Annotated in this window: 16 protein-coding genes and 1 pseudogene; 12 read left to right on the forward strand and 5 right to left on the reverse strand. The window is 66.1% G+C overall.

The window, feature by feature from the left end; translation table 11 throughout:
* The first annotated feature begins 88 nt into the window (after positions 1–88).
* The gene (locus A3CU_RS0124940) at positions 89–1177 is read left to right on the forward strand and encodes an IS630 family transposase (protein WP_027943136.1); all 1089 of its coding nucleotides are present in this window, start codon (positions 89–91) and stop codon (positions 1175–1177) included.
* 486 nt (positions 1178–1663) lie between these two features.
* Here the strand turns inward: A3CU_RS0124940 and A3CU_RS0124945 are convergent, their stop codons facing one another.
* On the reverse strand, positions 1664–2629 hold the full coding sequence (locus tag A3CU_RS0124945) for an alpha/beta fold hydrolase (RefSeq protein ID WP_027944595.1): 966 nt from the start codon (positions 2627–2629) through the stop codon (positions 1664–1666).
* Positions 2617–3033 carry a nuclear transport factor 2 family protein gene (locus tag A3CU_RS0124950; protein ID WP_027944596.1) on the reverse strand — a complete coding sequence of 139 codons (417 nt, stop codon included), beginning with the start codon at positions 3031–3033 and terminating at the stop codon, positions 2617–2619. Before A3CU_RS0124950 ends, A3CU_RS0124945 begins: the two co-directional genes overlap by 13 nt.
* A gap of 143 nt (positions 3034–3176) precedes the next feature.
* Here A3CU_RS0124950 and A3CU_RS0124955 point away from each other — a divergent pair, with 143 nt between their 5' ends.
* Positions 3177–4628, forward strand: a complete 1452-nt coding sequence (locus A3CU_RS0124955; RefSeq protein WP_027944597.1) for an MFS transporter — start codon at positions 3177–3179, stop codon at positions 4626–4628.
* Between the two features lie 8 nt (positions 4629–4636).
* Here the strand turns inward: A3CU_RS0124955 and A3CU_RS46520 are convergent, their stop codons facing one another.
* Positions 4637–5935 carry an alkyl sulfatase dimerization domain-containing protein gene (locus A3CU_RS46520; protein WP_084143715.1) on the reverse strand — a complete coding sequence of 433 codons (1299 nt, stop codon included), beginning with the start codon at positions 5933–5935 and terminating at the stop codon, positions 4637–4639.
* An 87-nt stretch (positions 5936–6022) separates the two neighbouring features.
* Between A3CU_RS46520 and A3CU_RS46525 the strand changes: the two genes are divergently transcribed.
* From A3CU_RS46525 to A3CU_RS0124985, 5 genes are read left to right on the forward strand one after another with little or no spacing between them, the layout of a single operon-like run.
* Positions 6023–8428 carry a sulfatase family protein gene (locus tag A3CU_RS46525; RefSeq protein ID WP_211246507.1) on the forward strand — a complete coding sequence of 802 codons (2406 nt, stop codon included), beginning with the start codon at positions 6023–6025 and terminating at the stop codon, positions 8426–8428.
* On the forward strand, positions 8425–9969 hold the full coding sequence (locus A3CU_RS0124970) for an FAD-binding protein (RefSeq protein ID WP_027944598.1): 1545 nt from the start codon (positions 8425–8427) through the stop codon (positions 9967–9969). Before A3CU_RS46525 ends, A3CU_RS0124970 begins: the two co-directional genes overlap by 4 nt.
* Positions 9966–10823 (forward strand): SDR family NAD(P)-dependent oxidoreductase, encoded by an 858-nt coding sequence (locus tag A3CU_RS0124975; protein WP_027944599.1) that lies wholly within the window; start codon positions 9966–9968, stop codon positions 10821–10823. The genes A3CU_RS0124970 and A3CU_RS0124975 overlap by 4 nt, the downstream gene beginning before the upstream one ends.
* A gap of 13 nt (positions 10824–10836) precedes the next feature.
* Positions 10837–11622 (forward strand): SDR family oxidoreductase, encoded by a 786-nt coding sequence (locus tag A3CU_RS0124980; protein WP_245617317.1) that lies wholly within the window; start codon positions 10837–10839, stop codon positions 11620–11622.
* 16 nt (positions 11623–11638) lie between these two features.
* A complete protein-coding gene (locus A3CU_RS0124985) occupies positions 11639–12808 on the forward strand; it encodes a sulfotransferase family protein (protein WP_027944601.1) in 1170 nt (389 codons plus the stop codon).
* Between the two features lie 29 nt (positions 12809–12837).
* Here the strand turns inward: A3CU_RS0124985 and A3CU_RS0124990 are convergent, their stop codons facing one another.
* Together A3CU_RS0124990 and A3CU_RS0124995 are read right to left on the reverse strand one after the other, a co-directional pair.
* The gene (locus tag A3CU_RS0124990; RefSeq protein WP_245617319.1) at positions 12838–13332 is read right to left on the reverse strand and encodes a GNAT family N-acetyltransferase; all 495 of its coding nucleotides are present in this window, start codon (positions 13330–13332) and stop codon (positions 12838–12840) included.
* Positions 13333–13481: 149 nt separating this feature from the next.
* Complete coding sequence (locus A3CU_RS0124995; RefSeq protein ID WP_027944603.1) at positions 13482–14246, reverse strand: SDR family NAD(P)-dependent oxidoreductase; 765 nt, start codon at positions 14244–14246, stop codon at positions 13482–13484.
* A gap of 169 nt (positions 14247–14415) precedes the next feature.
* On the opposite strand from A3CU_RS0124995, the gene A3CU_RS0125000 reads away from it, so the two are divergent.
* The 5 genes and pseudogenes from A3CU_RS0125000 to A3CU_RS0125020 all read left to right on the forward strand — a co-directional run bounded on the left by A3CU_RS0125000 (position 14416) and on the right by A3CU_RS0125020 (position 20229).
* Positions 14416–15672 (forward strand): sulfotransferase family protein, encoded by a 1257-nt coding sequence (locus A3CU_RS0125000; protein WP_043842489.1) that lies wholly within the window; start codon positions 14416–14418, stop codon positions 15670–15672.
* Between the two features lie 4 nt (positions 15673–15676).
* The gene (gene cysD, locus A3CU_RS0125005) at positions 15677–16585 is read left to right on the forward strand and encodes a sulfate adenylyltransferase subunit CysD (protein WP_027944605.1); all 909 of its coding nucleotides are present in this window, start codon (positions 15677–15679) and stop codon (positions 16583–16585) included.
* 20 nt (positions 16586–16605) lie between these two features.
* Positions 16606–17841, forward strand: a pseudogene (locus A3CU_RS0125010) (sulfate adenylyltransferase subunit 1); the annotation flags it as partial.
* Between the two features lie 17 nt (positions 17842–17858).
* Positions 17859–18608: an SDR family oxidoreductase gene (locus tag A3CU_RS0125015; protein WP_027944607.1), complete on the forward strand. Its 750-nt coding sequence runs from the start codon at positions 17859–17861 to the stop codon at positions 18606–18608.
* Between the two features lie 22 nt (positions 18609–18630).
* Entirely contained in the window at positions 18631–20229 is a 1599-nt protein-coding gene (locus A3CU_RS0125020) for a flavin-containing monooxygenase (protein ID WP_027944608.1), read from the forward strand.
* The last annotated feature ends 2 nt before the right edge of the window (positions 20230–20231 follow it).

Raw genomic sequence — 20231 nt, forward strand, 5'->3', positions numbered from 1 at the left:
TGCCGCGCCTCAGAAGGTTGGCGAGGTAATGGCCCATAGTTCGACGCGCTGATCGGGCCTGGCAGGCTGCTCGGGGGAGGTGGTGCCTGTGGCTCGTCAGCCCGAGGTGTTTGTGCACGAGTTGGAGCCCGAACAAGCACAGCGCTTGGTGAAGATCACCAGGTCGACACGGGACCGGGTTCGGTTGCGTCGAGCCGGGATCGTGCTCGCGTCGGTGCAGGGCCGGTCCGCCGGTGAGATCGCAGTCATGTTCGCCGCGACCGAGAACTACGTGCGGGAGGTGATCCACGCGTTCAACCAGCAGGGGTTCGCGGCATTGGACCCAAAATGGAGCGGCGGTCGACCAGCTAAATTCGGTCCGGCCGCCCGCGAACTCCTCTGCCGCATCGCCCGCAGCGCTCCCTGCGAACTCGGGCAACCGTTCACCACCTGGAGCCTCACCAAACTCGTCGCTTACCTGCGCGAACACCACCGGCTGGCCGTCTCCGCCGAGACCGCGCGACGCATCCTGAACAAGGCCGGCATCAGTTGGCAGCGCACGAAAACGTGGAAGGCCAGCCGCGACCCGGACTTCGCCGCCAAGATGGCTCGCATCCTGAACCTGTATGACCATCCACCCGTCGACGGGCGGGTGATCTGTGTCGACGAGTTCGGGCCGTTGAACCTGCAACCCCGCCCTGGCCACGGCTGGTTCCGCCGCGGCCAGCCGGCACGCCTGCGCGCCACATACAACCGTCACGCCGGTATCCGGCAGATGTTCGCCGCGCTCGATCTCACCTCGGGTCAGGTGTTCTACCGATTCCGTGACCGCAAACGCTGGCCGCAGTTCCTCGACTTCTGCAAACAACTCCGCCGCCGCTTCCCCACCGGGAAGCTCTATCTGATCTGCGACAACTACAAACCCCACGGCAAAGCCGAGGTCACCGCCTGGTGCACCGACCACGGGATCGAGCTGGTCTACACACCGAGCAACGCGTCCTGGCTGAACTGGGTCGAGTGCGAATTCACCGCGCTGCGCTACTTCGCCCTCGATGGCAGCGACTACCCCTCCCATGCCGCCCAGGAAGCCGCCATCGCCGGCTATCTCCGGTGGCGCAACCGGCATTGCCACCCGAAACGTCACTTCGCAGTCGGCTCGAAGATCCGCCGCCCAGATTACCTACCCAACGTTGCGTGACGCGGCACTATGTATGGCTGTGATCGGGTGGTTCGGGACGGTAGCCGCCGAGGACAGCCAGCGCTGCAGCGCTTCTTTACCGGCACCGCCACCGATGGAGAAAATGTGCCGGGTCATTCTTCGATCAGGTGGGCGTGGTAGGGGTGAGAGTCCGTCTTTGCGATCCAGGCAAGCTTGTGACGTTGATGCTCGGTAAGGTTTTCATCCGGGAGGTATTGCGCCACGGTACGGGCAGTCTATGCGGCAGCATCCGCCGACACATGGTGATCTGAGCGCACCGGTCCGGCCCGAGCACCTCCACACCGTGTCGCGACGCCGCGCCCGCCGTGTGTCCGCCTCCGCGAGCGCCGGCACGGCGCCCAGATCGAGGACACGCCACCGCCGCCGACCCCGCCCTGCGTCATTTGACCAACTGGCGTGGCACTTGCCAAAATATCCGCTGAGGCACCAACGTGAGATGGCGCGCTGCAAACGGATCCGGAACAGTCACGAATCCAGTGCTCGCAGGAAGTTCAACATGATCCGGTTGACCTCCGCGGGCGCCTCCATCTGCACGAAATGACCGGATCCGGCAATCAGATGTTCCTCGGCCAGGCCCGGCACCCTGGCCCGCAGTTGAGCCATGGAGTCGGCGCCGGTGATCTGCCGCACCGGGTCCTTGTCGCCGGTGATAAAGCATACCGGCACCGTGACCGGCTCGTCGGGTCGTTGTTGCTTCTCGTGCCAGATGTGGTCGTTCGCGCGATACCAGTTCAGGCCGCCGGTGAATCCGGTTCGCGTGAATGTTTCGACGTAGTGGTCGAGTTCGGCCTGTGACAGCCATGGCCACGGCAACGGCGGCGCCTGCGGAAGGACGTCAAGGTAGCCGTTGCCCGTACTCGGGTGGGCGAAGATGTCGACATATCGGTAACCACCGGACAGTGCCCAGAACACTCGACGGAGGAAACCGCCTGGGTCGCCGTCGAGTTCGGCGTCCGCGACCCCGGGTTCCTGGAAGTAATGCAGGTGAAGGAAGTGTTCCGCCGCCACCTTCGCGTACGCGGTGCTCGGCAGGATCGGCGAGGTGGCCGTGCGGGGAACGGACAGTTGGATCAGCGCACGCACCCGGCCAGGCGCCCATTGCGGGAGATCCCAGACCAGCGCGGCGCCGAAATCGTGACCGACGAAGACGGCACGATCGATCTCCAGCGCGTCCAGCAGGCCGACCATGTCCGCGACGGTATGGGCGCGGTTGTACTCACGTGGATCGTCCGGCCGATCGGTACCGCCGTAACCGCGCATGTCCGGCGCGATAGCGCGGAAACCGTTGGCGGCGAGCACCGGAAGTTGATGTCGCCAGTTGTACGCCAACCCGGGAAATCCGTGGCACAGCACGACCGCGGGTCCGTTGCCCTGCTCGACGATGCGCATCCGGATCTCGCCGACGTCGATACGGCGGGTCAGCGCGTCCATACCGTCTCCTCGATCAGTTGCCTTGAGCGCCAGCCCTGACCGGTCCGTACCAGATCATGGTGATAGTAGCCGCCGCAGTAGAAGAATTCTCCCGCTTCGTTCTCGTTCAGAGAAATCATGGGATTGGTGAAATAAGCGGTCACGTGGGCGGTGTCGCCGTCGAGGCGGACGGCGAGTTGCCCGAGTATGTGCTGGCGTCGGACGAATTCCTTCAGCGCGACGGCGAGCCAGGCCTTCACTTCCGGGTAGGAACCGGCGATCCCGCCCGCCGAGGTGTAGTCGATCAGCGCATCCGGCGTGAACACGTTGTCAAGAGCGTCCCATTCCGCGGTGTCGATCGCCCTGGTGTACACGGTCAACAGATCGGCGATCTCGATCCGGTCCGATATCTCCTGCGCGGTCATCACGACACGTGCCTACCGGTGGGCCCGGTAGCGGGCGGCTACGGGTCTCACTGAGCGGGAGACCGGCGACGGTGCGGATCCGGCCTGGTCATGATCCGATCGACCGGTGACCCGCATCGAGAGGCAGGCGGATGGACTCTGGCGTGACCGACGGCGCTCCGGCCGCCACGGCGCACGGGCCGTCGGGTGGAAAGTACCATCCGATCCGGATCGTGGTACTGATCATTTTGCTTACCGAGGTATTCAGTTTCGAGTTCAACATGGTCATGCCGGGCCTGCCCAATGTGGCCGCGGCCTTCCGCACCACCGCGGTAAGCCTGGCCGTGTCGGTGCCGTTGCTGGTGAGCGCCGTCGTGGTGCCATTGCTGGCGAAATGGGCCGACATCAGGGGGAAGAAGCTGACCATGCTCGGCGGAACCGGCGTTTTCCTGGTGGGGAACGTGCTCTGTGCGTTGGCTCCCACGTATCCGGTCTTTCTCCTCGGCAGGGGCTTGACCTCCTTCGGCATGGTCGGCTCGGTGATCAGCTACGGGTTGATCCGTGACCTGCTCCCACCGAAGTGGGTGCCGATCGGGATCGGCGGCCTTGGCACCGGAATCGGGGTCGGCGCGGTAATCGGTCCGCTGGTCGGCGGCACGTTGACCGACAGCTTCGGCTTCCGCAGCGTCTTCTGGTTCATGATCTGCTACGCCGGCGTCATCGGGGCGCTGGTACTGGTGTTCGTGCCGGAGTCCCGGGTGCGCATCAGGCAGCGGCTCGATTTCGTCGGTGCGACCCTGCTCGGCATCGGCGTCGCCGCACTGATCTACGCCAGCATCGTGCCGTCGGCGCGAATCGTCGCCGGTGTGCTCGGCATCCTGCTGATCGTGCTCTTCGTCATCGTGGAGCGCCGCACGGACCAGCCGCTTGTCTCGATGCGGTTGCTGGCCCGGCCCGCGCTTTCGATGACGCTGCTCAACTCCGGTCTGGTCGGATTCATCGTCGGTGCTCAGGGGGTGTTGTTGCCGCTGTTGCTGCGCACTCCGGCGTTGCCGGGGCGCGGAGGCCTCGGCCTGTCCGCGATTGGATACGCGGTGAACTTCTCGCTGGTGATGGGAACCTGCTCGGCCGTGTGCGGGTTTCTCGCGGGGCTGGTCAGCAAGCGGTCCGGCGCCCGGCACGCGCTGCTGGTCAGCACGGCCGGCTGGACGGTGCCGATGGTGCTGCTCGCCGCCGGGGTGATCAACGACAACTGGCTGGTCCGGCTGGTCGCCTTGTTGATGGGGATAGCACAGGGCTTCTACTACGCCTCGACGGCGAATCTGATCATCGATGCCGTTCCGGCGAAGATGCAGGGCATCAGCGCCTCGATGAAGTACACGGTGGAACAGGGGATCGGGTCGATCGCCGGGGCAGTGGCCGGTGCGGTCATCGCCACCGACATCGTGCAGGTCGTGCCCGGCACCGGCGCGATCGTCTATGGCAGCACCGGCTTCCGGATCGCGTTCGGCCTGCTGGCGGTGGCGGGTGCGCTCGCTGTGGTGGTTGTGCTGCTGATGCGGCACGGCAGGACACCGGCGACGGGTGGTGCCGCACCCGATTCCGACCCGGGGTGAGCACGCGGTCAGCCTTCCGCGGCACCGAGTTCCGCCAACCGCCCACGGGAGGCGTTGATCGCCGTGCGGTAGATGCCACGCGCCTGATATGCGGTCTCGTCCGCCAGGCGCGCGGTGAACACATCTATCAGGCAACGATGCGCTTCGACGCTGTCCGGTTCGCCGAGTACCGCCCATTCGGCCAACTGGCAGGCCAGCGGAAGGTTGGAACCGGCCAGCTCACGGGCGCGGACCACGAACGCGCCCGCACCTCCGGCCAGCGCGACCAGTTCGCGGGCGTGCTCCGCGGTGGTGGGCGGAAGCAGGTCCGCCGGCCGCCCGTTCCACCAGCCGCCGTAGCGGCGGATCACGTTGCGCACCACGAACTCCGGCCGATCATGGATCGGCCGCAGGTAGGGTAGGTTCGCGAACCGGCTGGGCGCGCGAAAGCCGGTGACGATCGCGTTGTGGTCCAGCCCCGCGTTCAGCGCGCCGATCGTGTATTCGGTGATGTACTCCAGGTATGCGGCCATGGTGGTGAGCCGCTCCCGGATGTACTCGACACCGAGAAGTGGCATGCCATGGCCCGCCAGCACCGCGTGCGGCTCGTGTGCGGCGATGGCTCGAATGTTCCGCGCCCACTCTTCGGGGTAGCGCTGTACCTTCTGCGGGTTGCCGGCATTGGGAAAGCCGTCGATCCACAGATCTCCCACACAGGCCAGCTTCCTGCCGGGCACCCAGACCCAGGTCGCGTCGTCGGTCTCGCCCATGGCGTGGCGCAGGATGATCTGCTCACCACCCACCGAGATGGTGAGCGAATCCTCGTAGGTGGTGTCCGGCCAGAAGAACTCGTCCACTCTGGACGGCCACCACGTCGCGGGGCGGCCGGGCCCGGGACCCCCGGACTGTCGCGTGTTGGCCGCCGCGTTGTAGGCGGCGGTCCGGGAGTAGCGCCTGAACCGTTCCACCACATTGCGGTGGGCGATGATTCGCGGCGGACGTCCGCCCTCGGCCAGGAAGGGGCCGAGGCCGAAGGCGTGATCGATGTGGCCGTGCGTGTAGATCAGCGTGTGCAAGGGCGCCGAGGTCACGGACCGGACCAGGGACAGCAGCTCCTCGCCGTCCTTGGGCAGCCCGCAATCGACGAGCACGATGCCTTCGTCGGTGTCGATGACGCCGGCGTTGGCCACGTGGGCACATACCTGCCAGGCCCGCGCCGCCACCGGGATCGCCCGGCCCCTGGGTGCGGTCCACGCCGCGAACGCGCCGCCCATGGAATCCCGCATCGTCGCAGGTACCACGGCGGATGTGGCATCGTTCATGCTCATTCCCGACACCAGGTGACCCCAATCGTCGACGCTGCACGAGTCACCTCGTCATACGGGATCGGTAACCGGGGGCTATCCCACATCCTGATGAGTGAGATCGGCCGAGACGGGCAGCTTGTCGGCGACGATCATGGGCGCATGGCGACGGACGCGCGTGGGATCCCGGATGACCTGCCGCAGGAGTCACGCGCGTACCGGGGATTTCAGGGACGTATCGGACGGACCATGGCCGGGTCTCGTCCGTGGTGGCCGTCGCGCCCTCAGGCGGGTGCGAACGCCCCGAACGTCGTGGTGGTGCTCTGCGACGACCTGGGCTACTCCGACGTCGGCTGCTTCGGGTCCGAGATCGAGACCCCGAACATCGACCGGTTGGCCGCGGAAGGACTCCGGTACACCAACTTCCACGTCACGCCGATGTGCTCGCCGACCCGGGCGGCGCTGTTGACCGGCCGCAACTCGCACGCGGCCGGTGTCGGCTACGTCGCGCACGCCGACCCGGGCTTCCCCGGCCACGCGATGGAACTCGCCGACGACGTCAGCACGATCGCGGAAGTGCTGCGGGACAACGGTTATTCGACCTGCATGGTGGGCAAGTGGCACCTGTGCAAGGATGCGGACGTCACCGACACCGGGTCGAAGCGGTCGTGGCCGGTACAGCGGGGCTTCGACCGTTTCTACGGGATCTTGGATGGCATGACGGACATGTTCCACCCGCATGCCCTCTATCGCGACAACTCCAGGGTCACCCCGGAGACCTACCCGGACGACTACTACTTCACCGATGACCTCACGGACGAGGCGATCCGGATGGTCCGTTCGGTGAAGGCCTCGGATCCGGCGAAGCCGTTCTTCCTGTACTTCGCGCACGGTGCCGTGCATGCGCCGTTGAACGCGCCTGCGGCGGACATCGAGCGGCACCGCGGTGCGTATGACCGCGGCTGGGATCGGGTGCGCGAGGAACGCTTCGCGAGGCAGCGCGCGAACGGCGTCGTCAAAGAAACCACGAAGCTGGCTCCGCGCAACAGTGAACCCGGCGACGATGTTCCGCCGTGGGACGAGTTGTCCGCCGATCAGCGTATGGTTTTCGCCCGCTATATGGAGGTTTACGCCGCCATGGTGCAGACCGTCGACCGGTCGCTCGGACGGCTGCGGGCAGCGCTGGAAGGGCTGGGCGAGTGGGACAACACGATCGTGCTCTTCACCTCCGACAACGGCGCCTCGCGGGAAGGGGAGGCGCAAGGCACCACCCAGTACTTCGATGTGCTGCGCCACTATCACGGCGGCGGTGATCTGGAAGGGGAGTTCGAGCGGGATCGCCGGGCGATCGACGAGATCGGTGGCCCGAGATCGCTGCCGCACTACCCGCGCGGCTGGGCCATGGCCTCCAACACGCCGTTCCGCCTCTACAAGATCAACACGCACGCCGGTGGGCAGTCCGCGCCGGCGATCGTGTCGTGGCCGCGGCGGCTTTCCGGGGTAGCGGGTGAAATCCGTCGGCAGTACGTGCACGTCACCGACGTCTTCCCGACCGTACTGGAACTCGCCGATGCCACCGCGCCGGATCATCGCTACGGTGTTCCCCTCAAACCGTTGGCAGGAAACAGTTTCGCTGGGTCGTTGACCAATGGCGAAGCGCCCGAAACACATCGTGAGCAGTACTACGAGATGCAGGGCCATCGCGGCTACTACCGCGACGGCTGGGAGATCGTCACCCGGCACGTGCCGTTGACCAGGTTCGGCGACCACGAGTGGGAACTGTACGACCTGCGCACGGACCCTGCCGAGACACGGAATCTGGCCACGGAACATCCGGAGATCGTCGCCGATCTCGCCGCGCGATGGGAACGTGCGGCCTGGCAGAACCAGGTCTTCCCGCTCAACGAAGGGTCGGGGATCCAGCGTGCCCAGCGGCCGGAGCGCGAGGATGCCTTCGCCCGGCCGGTTCGTCTGGTCCCCGGCACACCCACGTTGGAGCGTTACCGCTCGCTGATGCTGGTCTACCGCCGCTCCTTCCGCGTCACGGTGGACCTGGACTTCGAGATCGGCGACAGCGGTGTGCTGTTCGCGCACGGTTGCCAAAGCGGCGGCTATTCCCTGTCGATCGACGCCGGCCGGTTGTGCTATTTCCACAACAATTCCCAGGAAATGTGCGAGCTGGATCTCGGTGCCGTCGCGCCGGGGAGGCAGGAGATCGTGCTGGAGGTGACGGCGCTCGAGGGCGGAACACACGTGGACGTGCGGGTGGTGGTCGCGGGCCGGGTCCGGGGATCGGCGGACGGGCTCGGAATGCCGATGGGGCAGGCGATGTTCCAGGGCATCGACATCGGCATCGACCGCGGGTCGCCGGTGTCCTGGGCGCGCTTCGACAAGCACGGCACGTTCGCCTACACCGGGACGATTCTCGGCGTGACCTGGACCCCGGGCGAACACGCGGCCGGCACCGGGCCGGAAACACTGGAGAAACTGCGAAGGATCGGGATGGCCTACGAATGACGGAACGCAGCTGGGACGAAGAGTGCGACGTGCTCGTGGTCGGTTCCGGGGGTGGCGCCCTCACCGGCGCATACACCGCCGCACGCGAGGGAATGTCGGTGATCGTCGTCGAGGCGACGGATCGCTTCGGCGGCACTACCGCCTATTCCGGTGGCGGATTGTGGTTTCCGTGCAACGCGGTGTTGAGGCGCGCCGGAGATGACGACACCCCCGCGGACGCGAGAACCTACTATTACTCCATCGTCGGCGACCGGACACCCCGCCAGCTGCAGGACGCGTTCCTGGCCACCGGTCCTCGGCTGGTGGACTACCTCGAAGCCGACGAGGACTTCGAGTTCGTGGTGTTTCCGTGGCCGGACTACTACGGCTCGGCACCGAAGGCGCGGGGGAGCGGGCGGCACATCATGCCGAAGCCACTGGCACCGGACCGCATCGGCGCCCTGCGCGACGTGCTGCGCGCGCCGCTTCCGGTCGAGCGGGCCGGCGAGCCGTTACCCGACCAGATCATCGGCGGCCAGGCGCTGATCGCAAGATTGCTGCTCGCTCTGTCGAAACTGGACAGCGCGAAGTTGTTACGGGAGATGGTGTGTGAGCAGCTGATCCGGGACGGCGACACCGTCGTCGGAGCCGTGATGACCGGCCGCGATGGCCGTAGTACCGCGATCCGGGCCAGGCGCGGTGTGCTGATCGCCTCCGGTGGGTTCGAGCGCAACCAGCAGATGCGGACGCGCTACGGGGTGCCCGGCGCGGCACGCGATGCGATGGGCCCGGCCGGCAACCTCGGCAAGGCGATACAGGCCGGGATCGACATAGGCGCGGACACCGATCTGATGTCGGAGGCGTGGTGGTCGCCCGGACTCACCCATCCGGACGGCACATCGACGTTCTCGCTGTGGTTCACCGGCGGCATCTTCGTCGACAAGGGCGGGGAGCGGTTCGTGAACGAGTCGCTGCCCTATGACCGGCTGGGCCGGATCGTGATCGACCGGATGGCCGAAGGCCGGGTTGGGCTGCCGTACTGGATGATCTACGACGATCGCGCCGGTGAGCGTCCGCCAGTTCAGTCCACGAGCGTCCCGATCGGACGGACGGAGGATTACCGGCGAGCCGGGCTGTGGCACAGCGCCGACACGCTCGAAGCGTTAGCGGAAGAAATCGGAGTTCCGGCCGATCGGCTGACGGCCACCGTGAAGCGCTTCAACGCGTTCGCGGAATCCGGTACGGACTCTGACTTCCATCGCGGCGACGAACCCTACGACCGGTTCTTCGCCAACGGCGGCTCGCCGCTGGTGCCGATCGAGAAGGCCCCGTTCCACGCCGCGGCGTTCGGAATCTCCGACCTCGGCACCAAGGGCGGGTTGCGTACCGACGCCTGCGCCCGAGTGCTCGACACGACGGGCAACGTGATCAAGGGCCTGTACGCCGCGGGGAACTCGATGGCGGCGGTCAGCGGCACGGTGTATCCCGGTGGCGGCAACCCCATCGGCTCCTGCATGGTGTTCAGCCATCTCGCCGCACTCGACATGGCGGGCAAGCCGTGAGCGGCGACCGGGTCGCGGTGGTCACTGGCGCGAGCCGGGGCGCGGGCAAGGGAATCGCGCTCGCGCTCGGACAGCCCGGCGCGACCGTCTATGTCACCGGCCGGACCCGGCGGGAAGGAGATTCGCCGTTGCCGGGCACCGTGTTCGCCACCGCCGAGGAGATCAACCGCCGGGGCGGTACCGGAATCCCCGTGGTCTGCGATCACCGTGATGACGCTCAGGTGGCGGCGCTGTTCGAGCGGGTCGGTGCCGACCACGGCCGGCTCGACATCCTGGTGAACAACGCGTTCATCGTGCCGGACCGGCTTGCGGCCAAGGGGCCGTTCTGGACCAAGCCGCTGGCGTTGCAGGAGATGTTCGAGGTCGGGCTGCGCAGCAGTTACGTGTCCAGCTACTACGGCGCGCCACTGCTCGTCCGGACCGGCGGCGGCCTGCTGGTCAACACCTCGTCCTTCGGCGGCACCTGCTATATGCACGGACCCGCCTACGGCGCGGTGAAGGCCGCTGTCGACAAGATGGCGCACGACATGGCGGTGGACCTCAAGCCGTTCGACGTGGCCGCGGTGTCGATCTGGATGGGACTGCTGCGCACCGAGCGGACCGAGGCGGCACTGAAGGCGTTTCCCGAGCGCTACGGGAAGCTGACCGAGATGGCCGAGTCGCCCGAATTCACCGGACGGGTGATCGCCGCGCTCGCCGGGCATCCCGATCGGATGCGGTGGAGCGGACGGGTTCTGGTGGGTGCGGAGGTCGGCAAGGACCTGGGAGTGGTCGACGTCGACGGTACCTCGCCGACGTCCCATCGTGCCTTCCTCGGCGACCCGGTCGATTTCAGCGACTCTGTAGTGGACTGAAGGGACCCTGAGTGTGAGTAACGGGCTGCTGGAGAACAAGGTCGCATTGGTGTGTGGGGTAGGCCCGGACCTCGGTCGTTCGCTGGCACTGCGGTCCGCACACGCGGGCGCCGATGTGGTGTTGGCGGCGCGTGACGAGAACCGGCTACGCGCGGTCGCCGAGGAGATCGAGGGAACCGGGCGGAAGTCGCTGGTCGTCCCCACCGACATCACCGACGAGGAATCACTGACCAACCTGCTGGACCAGACGCTGGGTACCTTCGGCCGCGTCGACGCGTTTCTCAACAGCGCGTTCATCCCCCGGCCCCAGGAACGGTTGCTGGATACCGACCTTTCCGCGGACGGAAGATGGCACCAGGTCAATGTCCTCGCGCCGGTGCGCCTGGTACAGAAGCTCGCACCGGCCCTGATCGAGTCGAAGGGATCGGTGGTGCTGATCAACTCGATGGTGATCAGGAACCGGTTGCCGCACTTCGGCACCTACCGGATGGACAAGGCGGCGCTGCTGGCGGCGGCGCGGAGCCTGTCGGTGGAACTGGGGCCGCACGGGGTCCGGGTGAACTCGGTGGCGCCCGGCTACATCTGGGCCGGCAAGGTGCAGGCGTTGTTCGGGCGGATCGCCCGCAAACGTGGCGTCGACGCGCAGCAGGTCTATGACGAGGCCGCGGCGGGTACCGACCTGCGCCGCCTGCCGACCGCGGAGGAGATCGCCGATGCCGCGGTCTTTCTGGCCTCGGACATGGCAAGCGGGATCACCGGGGAGTGCATCGACGTCAACTGCGGCGCCACGCATCACTGAAAGAAAGAAGAGATGCATGACTTCGACGAAGCACGTCGTAGGCACCATCGACGAGCTGCACGACCTGGCGAGCGGCCGCACGGGGCTCACCGACTTCGGCGAGGACGACTACCGCGACGGTTTGGCGATACTGCTGGACAGTTACGCGAACGACGCGGCGCTTACCCCGAAGGGCGTGGACTGGTTCCGCGCCATGCTGGTGACCGTGCTGGAGTCGCGTTTGTACACCAGGCAATCATGGCAGCGGCATCCCGAGTACGCCGGCGTGCCGATCGAGCGGCCGGTCTTCGTGACCGGCCTGCCACGCACCGGTACGACCGCGCTGCACCGCCTGCTCTGTGTCGACCCGGCGCACCAGGGGCTCGAGCACTGGCTCACCGAGACACCGCAGCCGCGACCGCCACGCGAGACCTGGCCGGACAATCCCGGCTACCAACGGATGCGGGCGTGGGTGGAGGCCCGCTACGCCGGTGATCCGGACTTCAAGGGCGTGCACTTCATGGCGCCCGAGATGGTGGAGGAATGCTGGCGGGTGGAGCGTCAGTCGATGCGTTCGATCGCCTTTCCCAACACCGCGCACCTGCCGGCGTATTCACAATGGCTTGCCGCGCAGGACATGGTGCCGGTGTACCGGTTACATCGCAGGGTTCTCCAGGTAATCGGGCTGAACGACATCGACCGGCGCTGGGTGCTCAAACACCCGGGACACCTGTTCGCGCTCGACGCGTTGATGGCGGTCTATCCCGACGCGTTGGTGATCCAGACCCACCGCGATCCGCAGACCATCATCGCGTCGGTGTGCAGTCTCAATGAGAAGGCGAGCGCGGGTAACTCGGAGATCTACCATGGCGAGGTACTCGGCAGGGACCTGCTCGAACTCTGGGCCACCGGCGCGAAAGCCTTCGCCGAGGCCAGAAAGCGTTACGATCCCGCGCAGTTCGTCGACGTCTACTACGACGACTTCGTGACCGACGCGGTGGGCACGGTCGAGTCGATCTACCAGGCTTTCGGCCTGGTACTCGACGAGCCGACCCGCACCGCGATCGCGGAAAGCCACGGAGAGAGCAAGACCAGCGAGCGACGTCCGGTGCACCGCTACCGTCTTGGCGACTTCGGCCTGTCCGCGCAGGAGGTCGCGGAGCGCTTCGCCGGATATCTCAGCGCACATCCGGCGGTGGTTCGGTAGAGGGCTTGCAACGGTGCAGCAGGCAACGTTCACAACGGCGACGGATCATCCCGAAGCCTGCTGTAGAGCATGCCGTCGCGCCAGCGGCCGTCCCGGAACTCGGCCGCGCGCACGACCCCTTCGAGCTGGAAACCGGCCTTCTCCAGTGACTTCTGCTCGGCGGTGTTTTCGGCATGGGTGGCTGCCTGAATGCGCTGCACCGGAGTGTGGCGGAACAGGTAATCGCACAGCATGGCTTGCGCGCGCCAGCCGATGCCGCGTCCACGCCACTCCGGCAGCAGCGCGATTCCGATCTCCCAGTAGCTTCCCGTGGTGTACGATCCCGACAGCCAGTTCACGAAACCGGCCGTGGCGTGCTCCTGCTCAACCTCTACCATGAGCCGCCCGCCGTCCGCGCCGAGGTAACCGTCTTCAGCAAAGCGCCTGGCAACCGCCTGCGCGTCCCGGAAACCCCGCCAGTCGAGACCGATCAAGCCGGGCTCGGTGGCGAATCGCCGGAACATGACCAAGTCGTCCTCGACCACCGGCCGTAACCGGATGGGAAGGTCGGCCACCGAAATCTCCCTCGTACGCTGTCGAAATCGTCTCCTTCGCAGCCTACCGCGAGACCACGGCGTCGAAGGAGATCGCGGTGTCGCAGTTCGACAGGCACGGTTACCGTGGCCTGGTTCCGTCAGAAGGACGCGCGTGCCCCGCCGTCGATGCGGATTTCCGCGGCGTTCCAGTACTTCGCCTCGTCCGAGGCGGCGAACGCGATGAAGGCGGCGAGATCCTCGGCCTGCCCGGAATGCTGCTGGCCCCACAGATGGATGAGCCGGTTGAACCAGTCGCCCTCGTAATCCTTGATCTGGTCCCAGATTTGCCACATCAGGTTGGTCTGCACACCCGACGGTGAGATCGGCACGACCCGAATCCTGCGCGGGGCAAGCTCCACGGCGAGTGAGAACGAGGCGGAGACCAGCGCTGCCTTGGACCCGGCATACGCGGACATCGTCGGCATTGCCTGGCTTGCCGCCGTCGAGCAGACGTTGATGATCGAGCTGCCGTCCGGCATATGGGGCAACGACTGGGAGATCAGCATCAACGGGCCGGTGAAGTTGACCTGAACGTGCTCGCGGGCGAGGTCGGCGTCCAGGTTGTCGATCGGTGTCTGGACCGTCATGCCGGCGATGTTGCACAGCACGTCGACGCGGCCGCCGAGGTGGTCCGCGGCTGCCCGCGCCGCTTCGGCGATCGAGGCGTCGTCGGTCAAGTCGAGCTGATGCGACGCGAATCGAGACGGGTCGCTGACCATGGATTCGGTCTGCTTGAGTCCGTCCAGACTGCGGCCGAGCCCGAAAACGGTTGCGCCCTCCTGAACGAACCGCACGGCGGACGCCTGACCTATACCCGCGGAAGCGCCGGTGAGCAGCACGTTCTTGCCTTCGAACCGATTCATGACAGGTGCCTCGTCCTCGCCGGGTGGATGTCGCAGCCGACGCTATGTGACCGGCCTCACCGCGCCGACGGTCGTCCCAATGACCGGGACATCACGTCCAGGGCCGCGAACCGGGCTCCTAATGTGCGGGAACCGAAGCGGTCGGCCGAACCGGATCCGGGTGGTGGACATGAGCAAGACGATACGGATAGCGGACCTGCGGAACCCGGTGCTCACCGAGGTACAGCAGGCAATGATGAGCTACGCCGAAGCCAACCCGGTCGAGCTCACCGTAGACGCGGTGCTCGCCGCCGCGAAGGCGGCGAGCGGTCTCGACGACTTCGGCCCGGAGGATTTCAAGAAGCGCCTGGCAGTCTGGCTCGACACGATCGACAGCGACCCGAATCGCACGCCCTACACCCGCATGTTGCTGTTCAACCTGTGTCTGAAGTACGCGACCGGCCGCCTGCGCCTGCAGGCTCTGCTCACCCGCCATCCGGAGATTCACGACATCGAGCTGGAACCGCCGGTGATCGTCACCGGGTTGCCCCGCACCGGCACCACGAACCTGGTGAACATGCTTGCCGCGGACACCAGGTTCCGCTCCATGCCGCTGTGGGAGGCCGACGAACCGGTTCCGGTGCTCGGCGACGGACCCGGCCTCGACGGCGTCGACCCGCGCTACAAGCGCTGTGCAGAAGGCTGGCAGATCTTCCAGGGTTACAACCCGTACCTCGCGGCGTGGCATCCGATGAACCCCGACCACATCGACGAGGACATGTCGTTGATGCAGCTCGACTTCTCCAGTTACTACCTGGAGTCGTTGATGCAGACCGCACCTCAGTGGCGGGACTACTACCTCGAACACGACCAGACCCCGCACTACCGGTACCTCCGCACCGCGCTGCAGGCGCTCACCTGGTTTCGCGGGCCGCGGCGCTGGGTGCTGAAGTGCCCACAGCACCTGGAGAACCTGGGGCCGCTGATGTCCGCGTTCCCGGACGCGACGGTGGTGATAACGCACCGCGACCCGGTCGGCGTGGTGCAGTCGTTCGCCACCATGATGGCCTTCACCGGCCGGATGGGCTTCAAGAACCCGGATTTCGACGGCATTTTCACCTACTGGGCCGATCTCGTCGACCGGATGCTGCGAGCGGGGATTCGAGACGCCCACCTCGTTCCGGACAAGCAGCGGGTCCATGTGTACTTCGACAAGTACATGGCCGACCCGATGGGAACCGTGGCGCGGGTGTACGACACGGCGGGAATCGAGCTGACCGACGAGGCCCGTGAGCAGATCCAGGCGTACGTGGTCTCGCATCCGCGAAACAAGCACGGCGTGATGACCTACGACATTCGGGAGGATTTCGGCGTGGAGCCGGCGCAGTTGCGCGAGCGGTATCGCTTCTACCGCGACGTGCACCCCGTCGCGGCAGAGGTGAAGTGAAAACATGACGCACACCGAGTACCGTCTCTCTCACCTCGATCAACTCGAGGCCGAGTCGATCCACATCTTCCGCGAGGTGGCCGCCGAGTTCGAAAAACCGGTGCTGATGTGCTCCGGGGGCAAGGATTCGATCGTGATGCTGCGGCTGGCGGAGAAGGCGTTCTTCCCCGCGAAACTGCCGTTCCCGGTGCTGCAGGTCGACACCGGTTTCGATTTTCCCGAGGTCCTCGCGGCACGAGACCACTGGGTGAAGCGGCTGGGTGCCCGCCTGGTCGTCGCCAGCGTGGAGGAGGCGATCCGGAAGGGGATCGTCGTCGACGACGGGAAGACCAGCCGGAACCGGCTGCAGATCGGCACGCTGCTGCATGTGATCGAGGAAGAGGGTTTCACCGCGGCCTTCGGCGGCGGCCGGCGTGACGAGGAAAAGGCACGGGCCAAGGAGCGCATCTATTCACGACGGGACGAATTCGGGCAGTGGGATCCGAAACTGCAGCGCCCCGAGCTGTGGAATCTCTACAACGGCCGTATCCGGCCGGGTGAGCATATGCGGGTGTTCCCGCTGTCGAACTGGACCGAGCTGGACATCTGGCACTACATCGCCCGGGAACAAATCGAGATCCCGGTCATTTATTTCGCCCACGACCGCGACGTGATCGAGCGGGACGGGCTGCTGCTCTCCGCATCGGAGGCGATACAGCCCGGGGAAGGGGAGCGCATCGAGCGGCGCAGGGTCCGGTTCCGCACGGTCGGGGACATGACGCTGACCGGGTGCGTGGAATCCGACGCCGATACCGTGGAGAAGATCATCGACGAGGTCGCCACCACCCGGATCACCGAACGCGGCGCGACCCGCGGCGACGACCGGTTTTCCGAAGCGGCCATGGAGGACCGCAAACGGGAAGGCTACTTCTGATGAGTGACCAAGCTGCGCCGATGGAGCTGTTGCGGTTCGCCACGGCAGGATCGGTGGACGATGGGAAATCGACCCTGATCGGGCGGCTGCTGCTGGACTCGAAGGCGATCTTCGCCGACCAGTTGGCGGCGGTGGAGCGGACCAGCAGGTCGAAGGGCTACGACTACACCGACCTCGCACTGCTCACCGACGGACTACGGGCCGAACGGGAGCAGGGCATCACCATCGACGTGGCCTACCGCTACTTCGCGACGCCGAACCGGAAGTTCATCATCGGTGACACTCCGGGCCACGTGCAGTACACGCGCAACATGGTCACCGGCGCTTCAACGGCCGATCTCGGGCTGGTGCTGGTGGACGCCAGGCATGGCCTCACCGAGCAGTCCCGCCGGCATGCGGTGATTCTTTCGCTGTTGCGGGTACCGCATGTGGTGCTTGCGGTGAACAAAATGGACCTCGTCGGATACCGCCAGGAGGTCTTCGACCGTATCCGTCAGGAGTTCATCTCGTTCGCGGCCAAGCTGACCGTCCCGGACCTCACCGTGATCCCGATCTCCGCACTCAAGGGTGACAATGTCGTCACCCGCTCGGAGAACATGCCGTGGTATCAGGGGTCGTCGTTGATCCACCACCTGGAGAACGTCAATGTGGCATCCGACCGGGACCTGGTCGCCGCCCGCCTGCCGGTGCAGTACGTGATCCGCCCGAAGTCCGACGACTTCCACGACTATCGCGGCTACGCCGGACAGCTCGCGGGCGGCGTCATCAAGCCGGGCGACGAGGTACTCGTGTTGCCGAGTGGCATGACGTCGACCATCGCCTCCATCGACCTGCTGGGCGAGGAGGCCGCCGAAGCCTACCCGCCGATGAGCGTGACAGTGCGGCTGGAGGACGACATCGACGTCTCCCGTGGGGACATGATCTGCCGGCCGCAGAACGCCCCGACTCCGTCGCAGGACATCGACGCGATGGTGTGCTGGATGACGATGAACCCGTTGCGGGCCGGGCAAAAGCTCGCCTTCAAGCACACCACTCGTAGCGGGCGTGCGCTGGTCAAGGACATCCAGTACCGGCTGGATGTCAACACCTTGCACCGCGATCAGGAGACGACGGAACTGGGGCTCAACGAGATCGGCCGGGTGCGGCTGCGCACCACGATCCCGATGTTGTGCGATCCGTACTTCCGCAACCGCGTCACCGGCTCGTTCATCCTCATCGACGAGGCAACCGGGGACACCGCCGGCGCCGGGATGATCAACTGAGCGGAGGGCAAATGGGAAAGCTCGCTGGCAAGGTCGCGCTGATCAGCGGCGGCGCGCGCGGTATGGGGGCCTCGCATGTGCGGACTTTCCTCGCCGAGGGTGCCGCGGTGGTGTTCGGAGACGTGCTGGTGGAGGAGGGTAAGCAACTCGCCGCGGAACTCGGCGGGAACTGCCGGTTCGTTCCCCATGACGTGACCAGCGAACGGGACTGGAACGAGATCGTCGGGCGCACCGTAAGCGATTTCGGCAGACTGGACATCCTGGTCAACAACGCGGGGATCCTCGAATTCCGCGCGATCGCGGACTCCACGGTGGACGACTTCCGCAGGATCCTCGAGGTGAACCTGGTCTCGCAGTGGCTGGGGATCAAGGTGGCGAGCGCCGAGATGTCCGATGGTGGTTCGGTGGTGAACATCTCGTCGGTGAACGGCCTGGTCGGCGGGACCAACCTGAGCGGCTACACGGTCAGCAAGTTCGGCGTGCGCGGCCTGACGAAGGCGGCCGCGCTCGAGCTCGGAGCGAAGGGGATCCGCGTGAACTCGGTGCATCCGGGCGGGGTCGCCACGAAGATGATCGGCCGGGGAGAGGACGAAGTGACCGACACCGGCGCCGGGCCGATGTCCAGGCTGCCGATTCCCCGGTATGCCAAGGTGCGGGAGATCAGCGAGATGGTGCTGTTCCTGGCGAGCGACGACGCCCGCTACTGCACCGGAGCCGAGTTCGTCGTCGACGGCGGCCTTACCGCGGGCGCCGGCTTCTGAACAACACCGTGGAGGTGATCGGATGTCACCGGAGTATGACGCCGTCGTGATCGGCGCCGGATTCACCGGGCTTTACGCCCTCTACCGCCTGCGCGAGCTCGGGATGCGCATCAAGGGGTACGAAGCCGGGGAGGGGCCGGGCGGCACGTGGTACTGGAACCGCTATCCCGGCGCGCAGGTCGACATCGAAAGTCTGACGTACTCGTACTCCTTCGACGAGGACCTGCAGCAGGAATGGCATTGGCCGGAGGACTTCTCGAAGCAGAAGGACTTGGAGGCGTACGCGAACCACGTCGCCGACCGGTTCGACCTCCGCAAGCTCATCCAGTTCGAGACCAGGGTCGACCGGCTCCGTTTCGACGAGGACGAGGACCTGTGGCATGTCCATACGGATGCCGGCGACCACGTGACAGCGCGGTACGTCATCGCGGCGACCGGAAGCCTCAACGCGACGAACATCCCGGAATTCAAGGGGCGCGAATCCTTCGCGGGGGAGTCGTATCACACCGCGCAGTGGCCGAAAGAACGCGTCGAATTCGCGGGCAAGCGGGTCGGCGTGATCGGCACCGGATCATCCGGCGTACAGATCATCCCGGAGATAGCGAAGGAAGCCGCCCACCTCACCGTCTTCCAGCGCACGGCGAACTTCAGCATGCCGTCGCGGAACCGGCCGATGGATCCGGAGTTCGAACGGGAGTACAAAAAGAACTATCGCGCGTATCGGGAGAAGGCGGCGTCGGACCGGTCGGCGGTGGTGCCGCACATCGAGCGCGACCGATCGGTGTTCGACGTCGGCGAGGAGGAGCGAGAGCGGATCCTGAACGAAGCTTGGGCGGCCAGGAGTGGTTTCCGCTTCATCAGGTCGTTCAACGATGTCCTCACCGACGCGGCCGCGAACGAGGTTCTCGCGGAGTTCGTGCGTAACAAGATCCGCCAGACGGTGCGGGACCCGGAGGTGGCGGAACTGCTGTGCCCGAAGACCCATCCACTCGGGACCAAGCGCCCGCTGCTGGACGACGGATACTACGAGACCTTCAACCGGGACAACGTGGAACTGGTCGATGTCCGCACCAACCCGATCGTGGAGATCACGCCGGCCGGCCTGCGCACGACCGCGCACGAGTACGAACTGGACATGCTGGTCTACGCGACCGGCTTCGACGCGATGACCGGAGCGCTGACCAGGATGACCGTCACCGGAGTGGGCGGAGGGGACCTCCGGGACAAGTGGGCGCACGGGCCGGCCAACTATCTCGGTCTCGTCATCGCCGGGTTCCCGAACCTGTTCATGGTGCACGGGCCGGGTAGCCCGTCGGTGCTCGCACAGATGATCACAACCGGGGAATGGCAGGTCGACTGGATCGGCGACCGCCTGAAGTACCTGCGTGACAACGGTTACCGGCGAATCGAGGCCACGGCCGATGCGGAAGCGGCATGGGGACAGGAGACCAAAGCGATAGCCGACGCGACCCTGTTCCCGCGGGCGGACTCCTGGTACGTCGGTGCGAACATTCCGGGGAAGCCGCGAGTGTTCATGGTCTACATCGGTGGCTTCCCCGCTTACAAGCAGCGTTGCGACGAGGTCGTAGCCGAGGGCTACCGTGGCTTCGCGTTGAGCTGAGC

Source organism: Amycolatopsis taiwanensis DSM 45107, from assembly GCF_000519205.1.
In the GTDB taxonomy this organism is placed as follows: Bacteria; Actinomycetota; Actinomycetes; order Mycobacteriales; family Pseudonocardiaceae; genus Amycolatopsis_E; species Amycolatopsis_E taiwanensis.

Coding starts and splice junctions, on each gene's coding strand:
- A3CU_RS0124945 (WP_027944595.1), bottom strand. CDS start 2,629: ATGGACGCGCTGACCCGCCGTATCGACGTCGGCGAGATCCGGATGCGC.
- A3CU_RS0124950 (WP_027944596.1), bottom strand. CDS start 3,033: ATGACCGCGCAGGAGATATCGGACCGGATCGAGATCGCCGATCTGTTG.
- A3CU_RS46520 (WP_084143715.1), bottom strand. CDS start 5,935: ATGAGCATGAACGATGCCACATCCGCCGTGGTACCTGCGACGATGCGG.
- A3CU_RS46525 (WP_211246507.1), top strand. CDS start 6,023: ATGAGTGAGATCGGCCGAGACGGGCAGCTTGTCGGCGACGATCATGGG.
- A3CU_RS0124970 (WP_027944598.1), top strand. CDS start 8,425: ATGACGGAACGCAGCTGGGACGAAGAGTGCGACGTGCTCGTGGTCGGT.
- A3CU_RS0124985 (WP_027944601.1), top strand. CDS start 11,639: ATGACTTCGACGAAGCACGTCGTAGGCACCATCGACGAGCTGCACGAC.
- A3CU_RS0124995 (WP_027944603.1), bottom strand. CDS start 14,246: ATGAATCGGTTCGAAGGCAAGAACGTGCTGCTCACCGGCGCTTCCGCG.
- A3CU_RS0125000 (WP_043842489.1), top strand. CDS start 14,416: ATGAGCAAGACGATACGGATAGCGGACCTGCGGAACCCGGTGCTCACC.
- cysD (WP_027944605.1), top strand. CDS start 15,677: ATGACGCACACCGAGTACCGTCTCTCTCACCTCGATCAACTCGAGGCC.
- A3CU_RS0125015 (WP_027944607.1), top strand. CDS start 17,859: ATGGGAAAGCTCGCTGGCAAGGTCGCGCTGATCAGCGGCGGCGCGCGC.
- A3CU_RS0125020 (WP_027944608.1), top strand. CDS start 18,631: ATGTCACCGGAGTATGACGCCGTCGTGATCGGCGCCGGATTCACCGGG.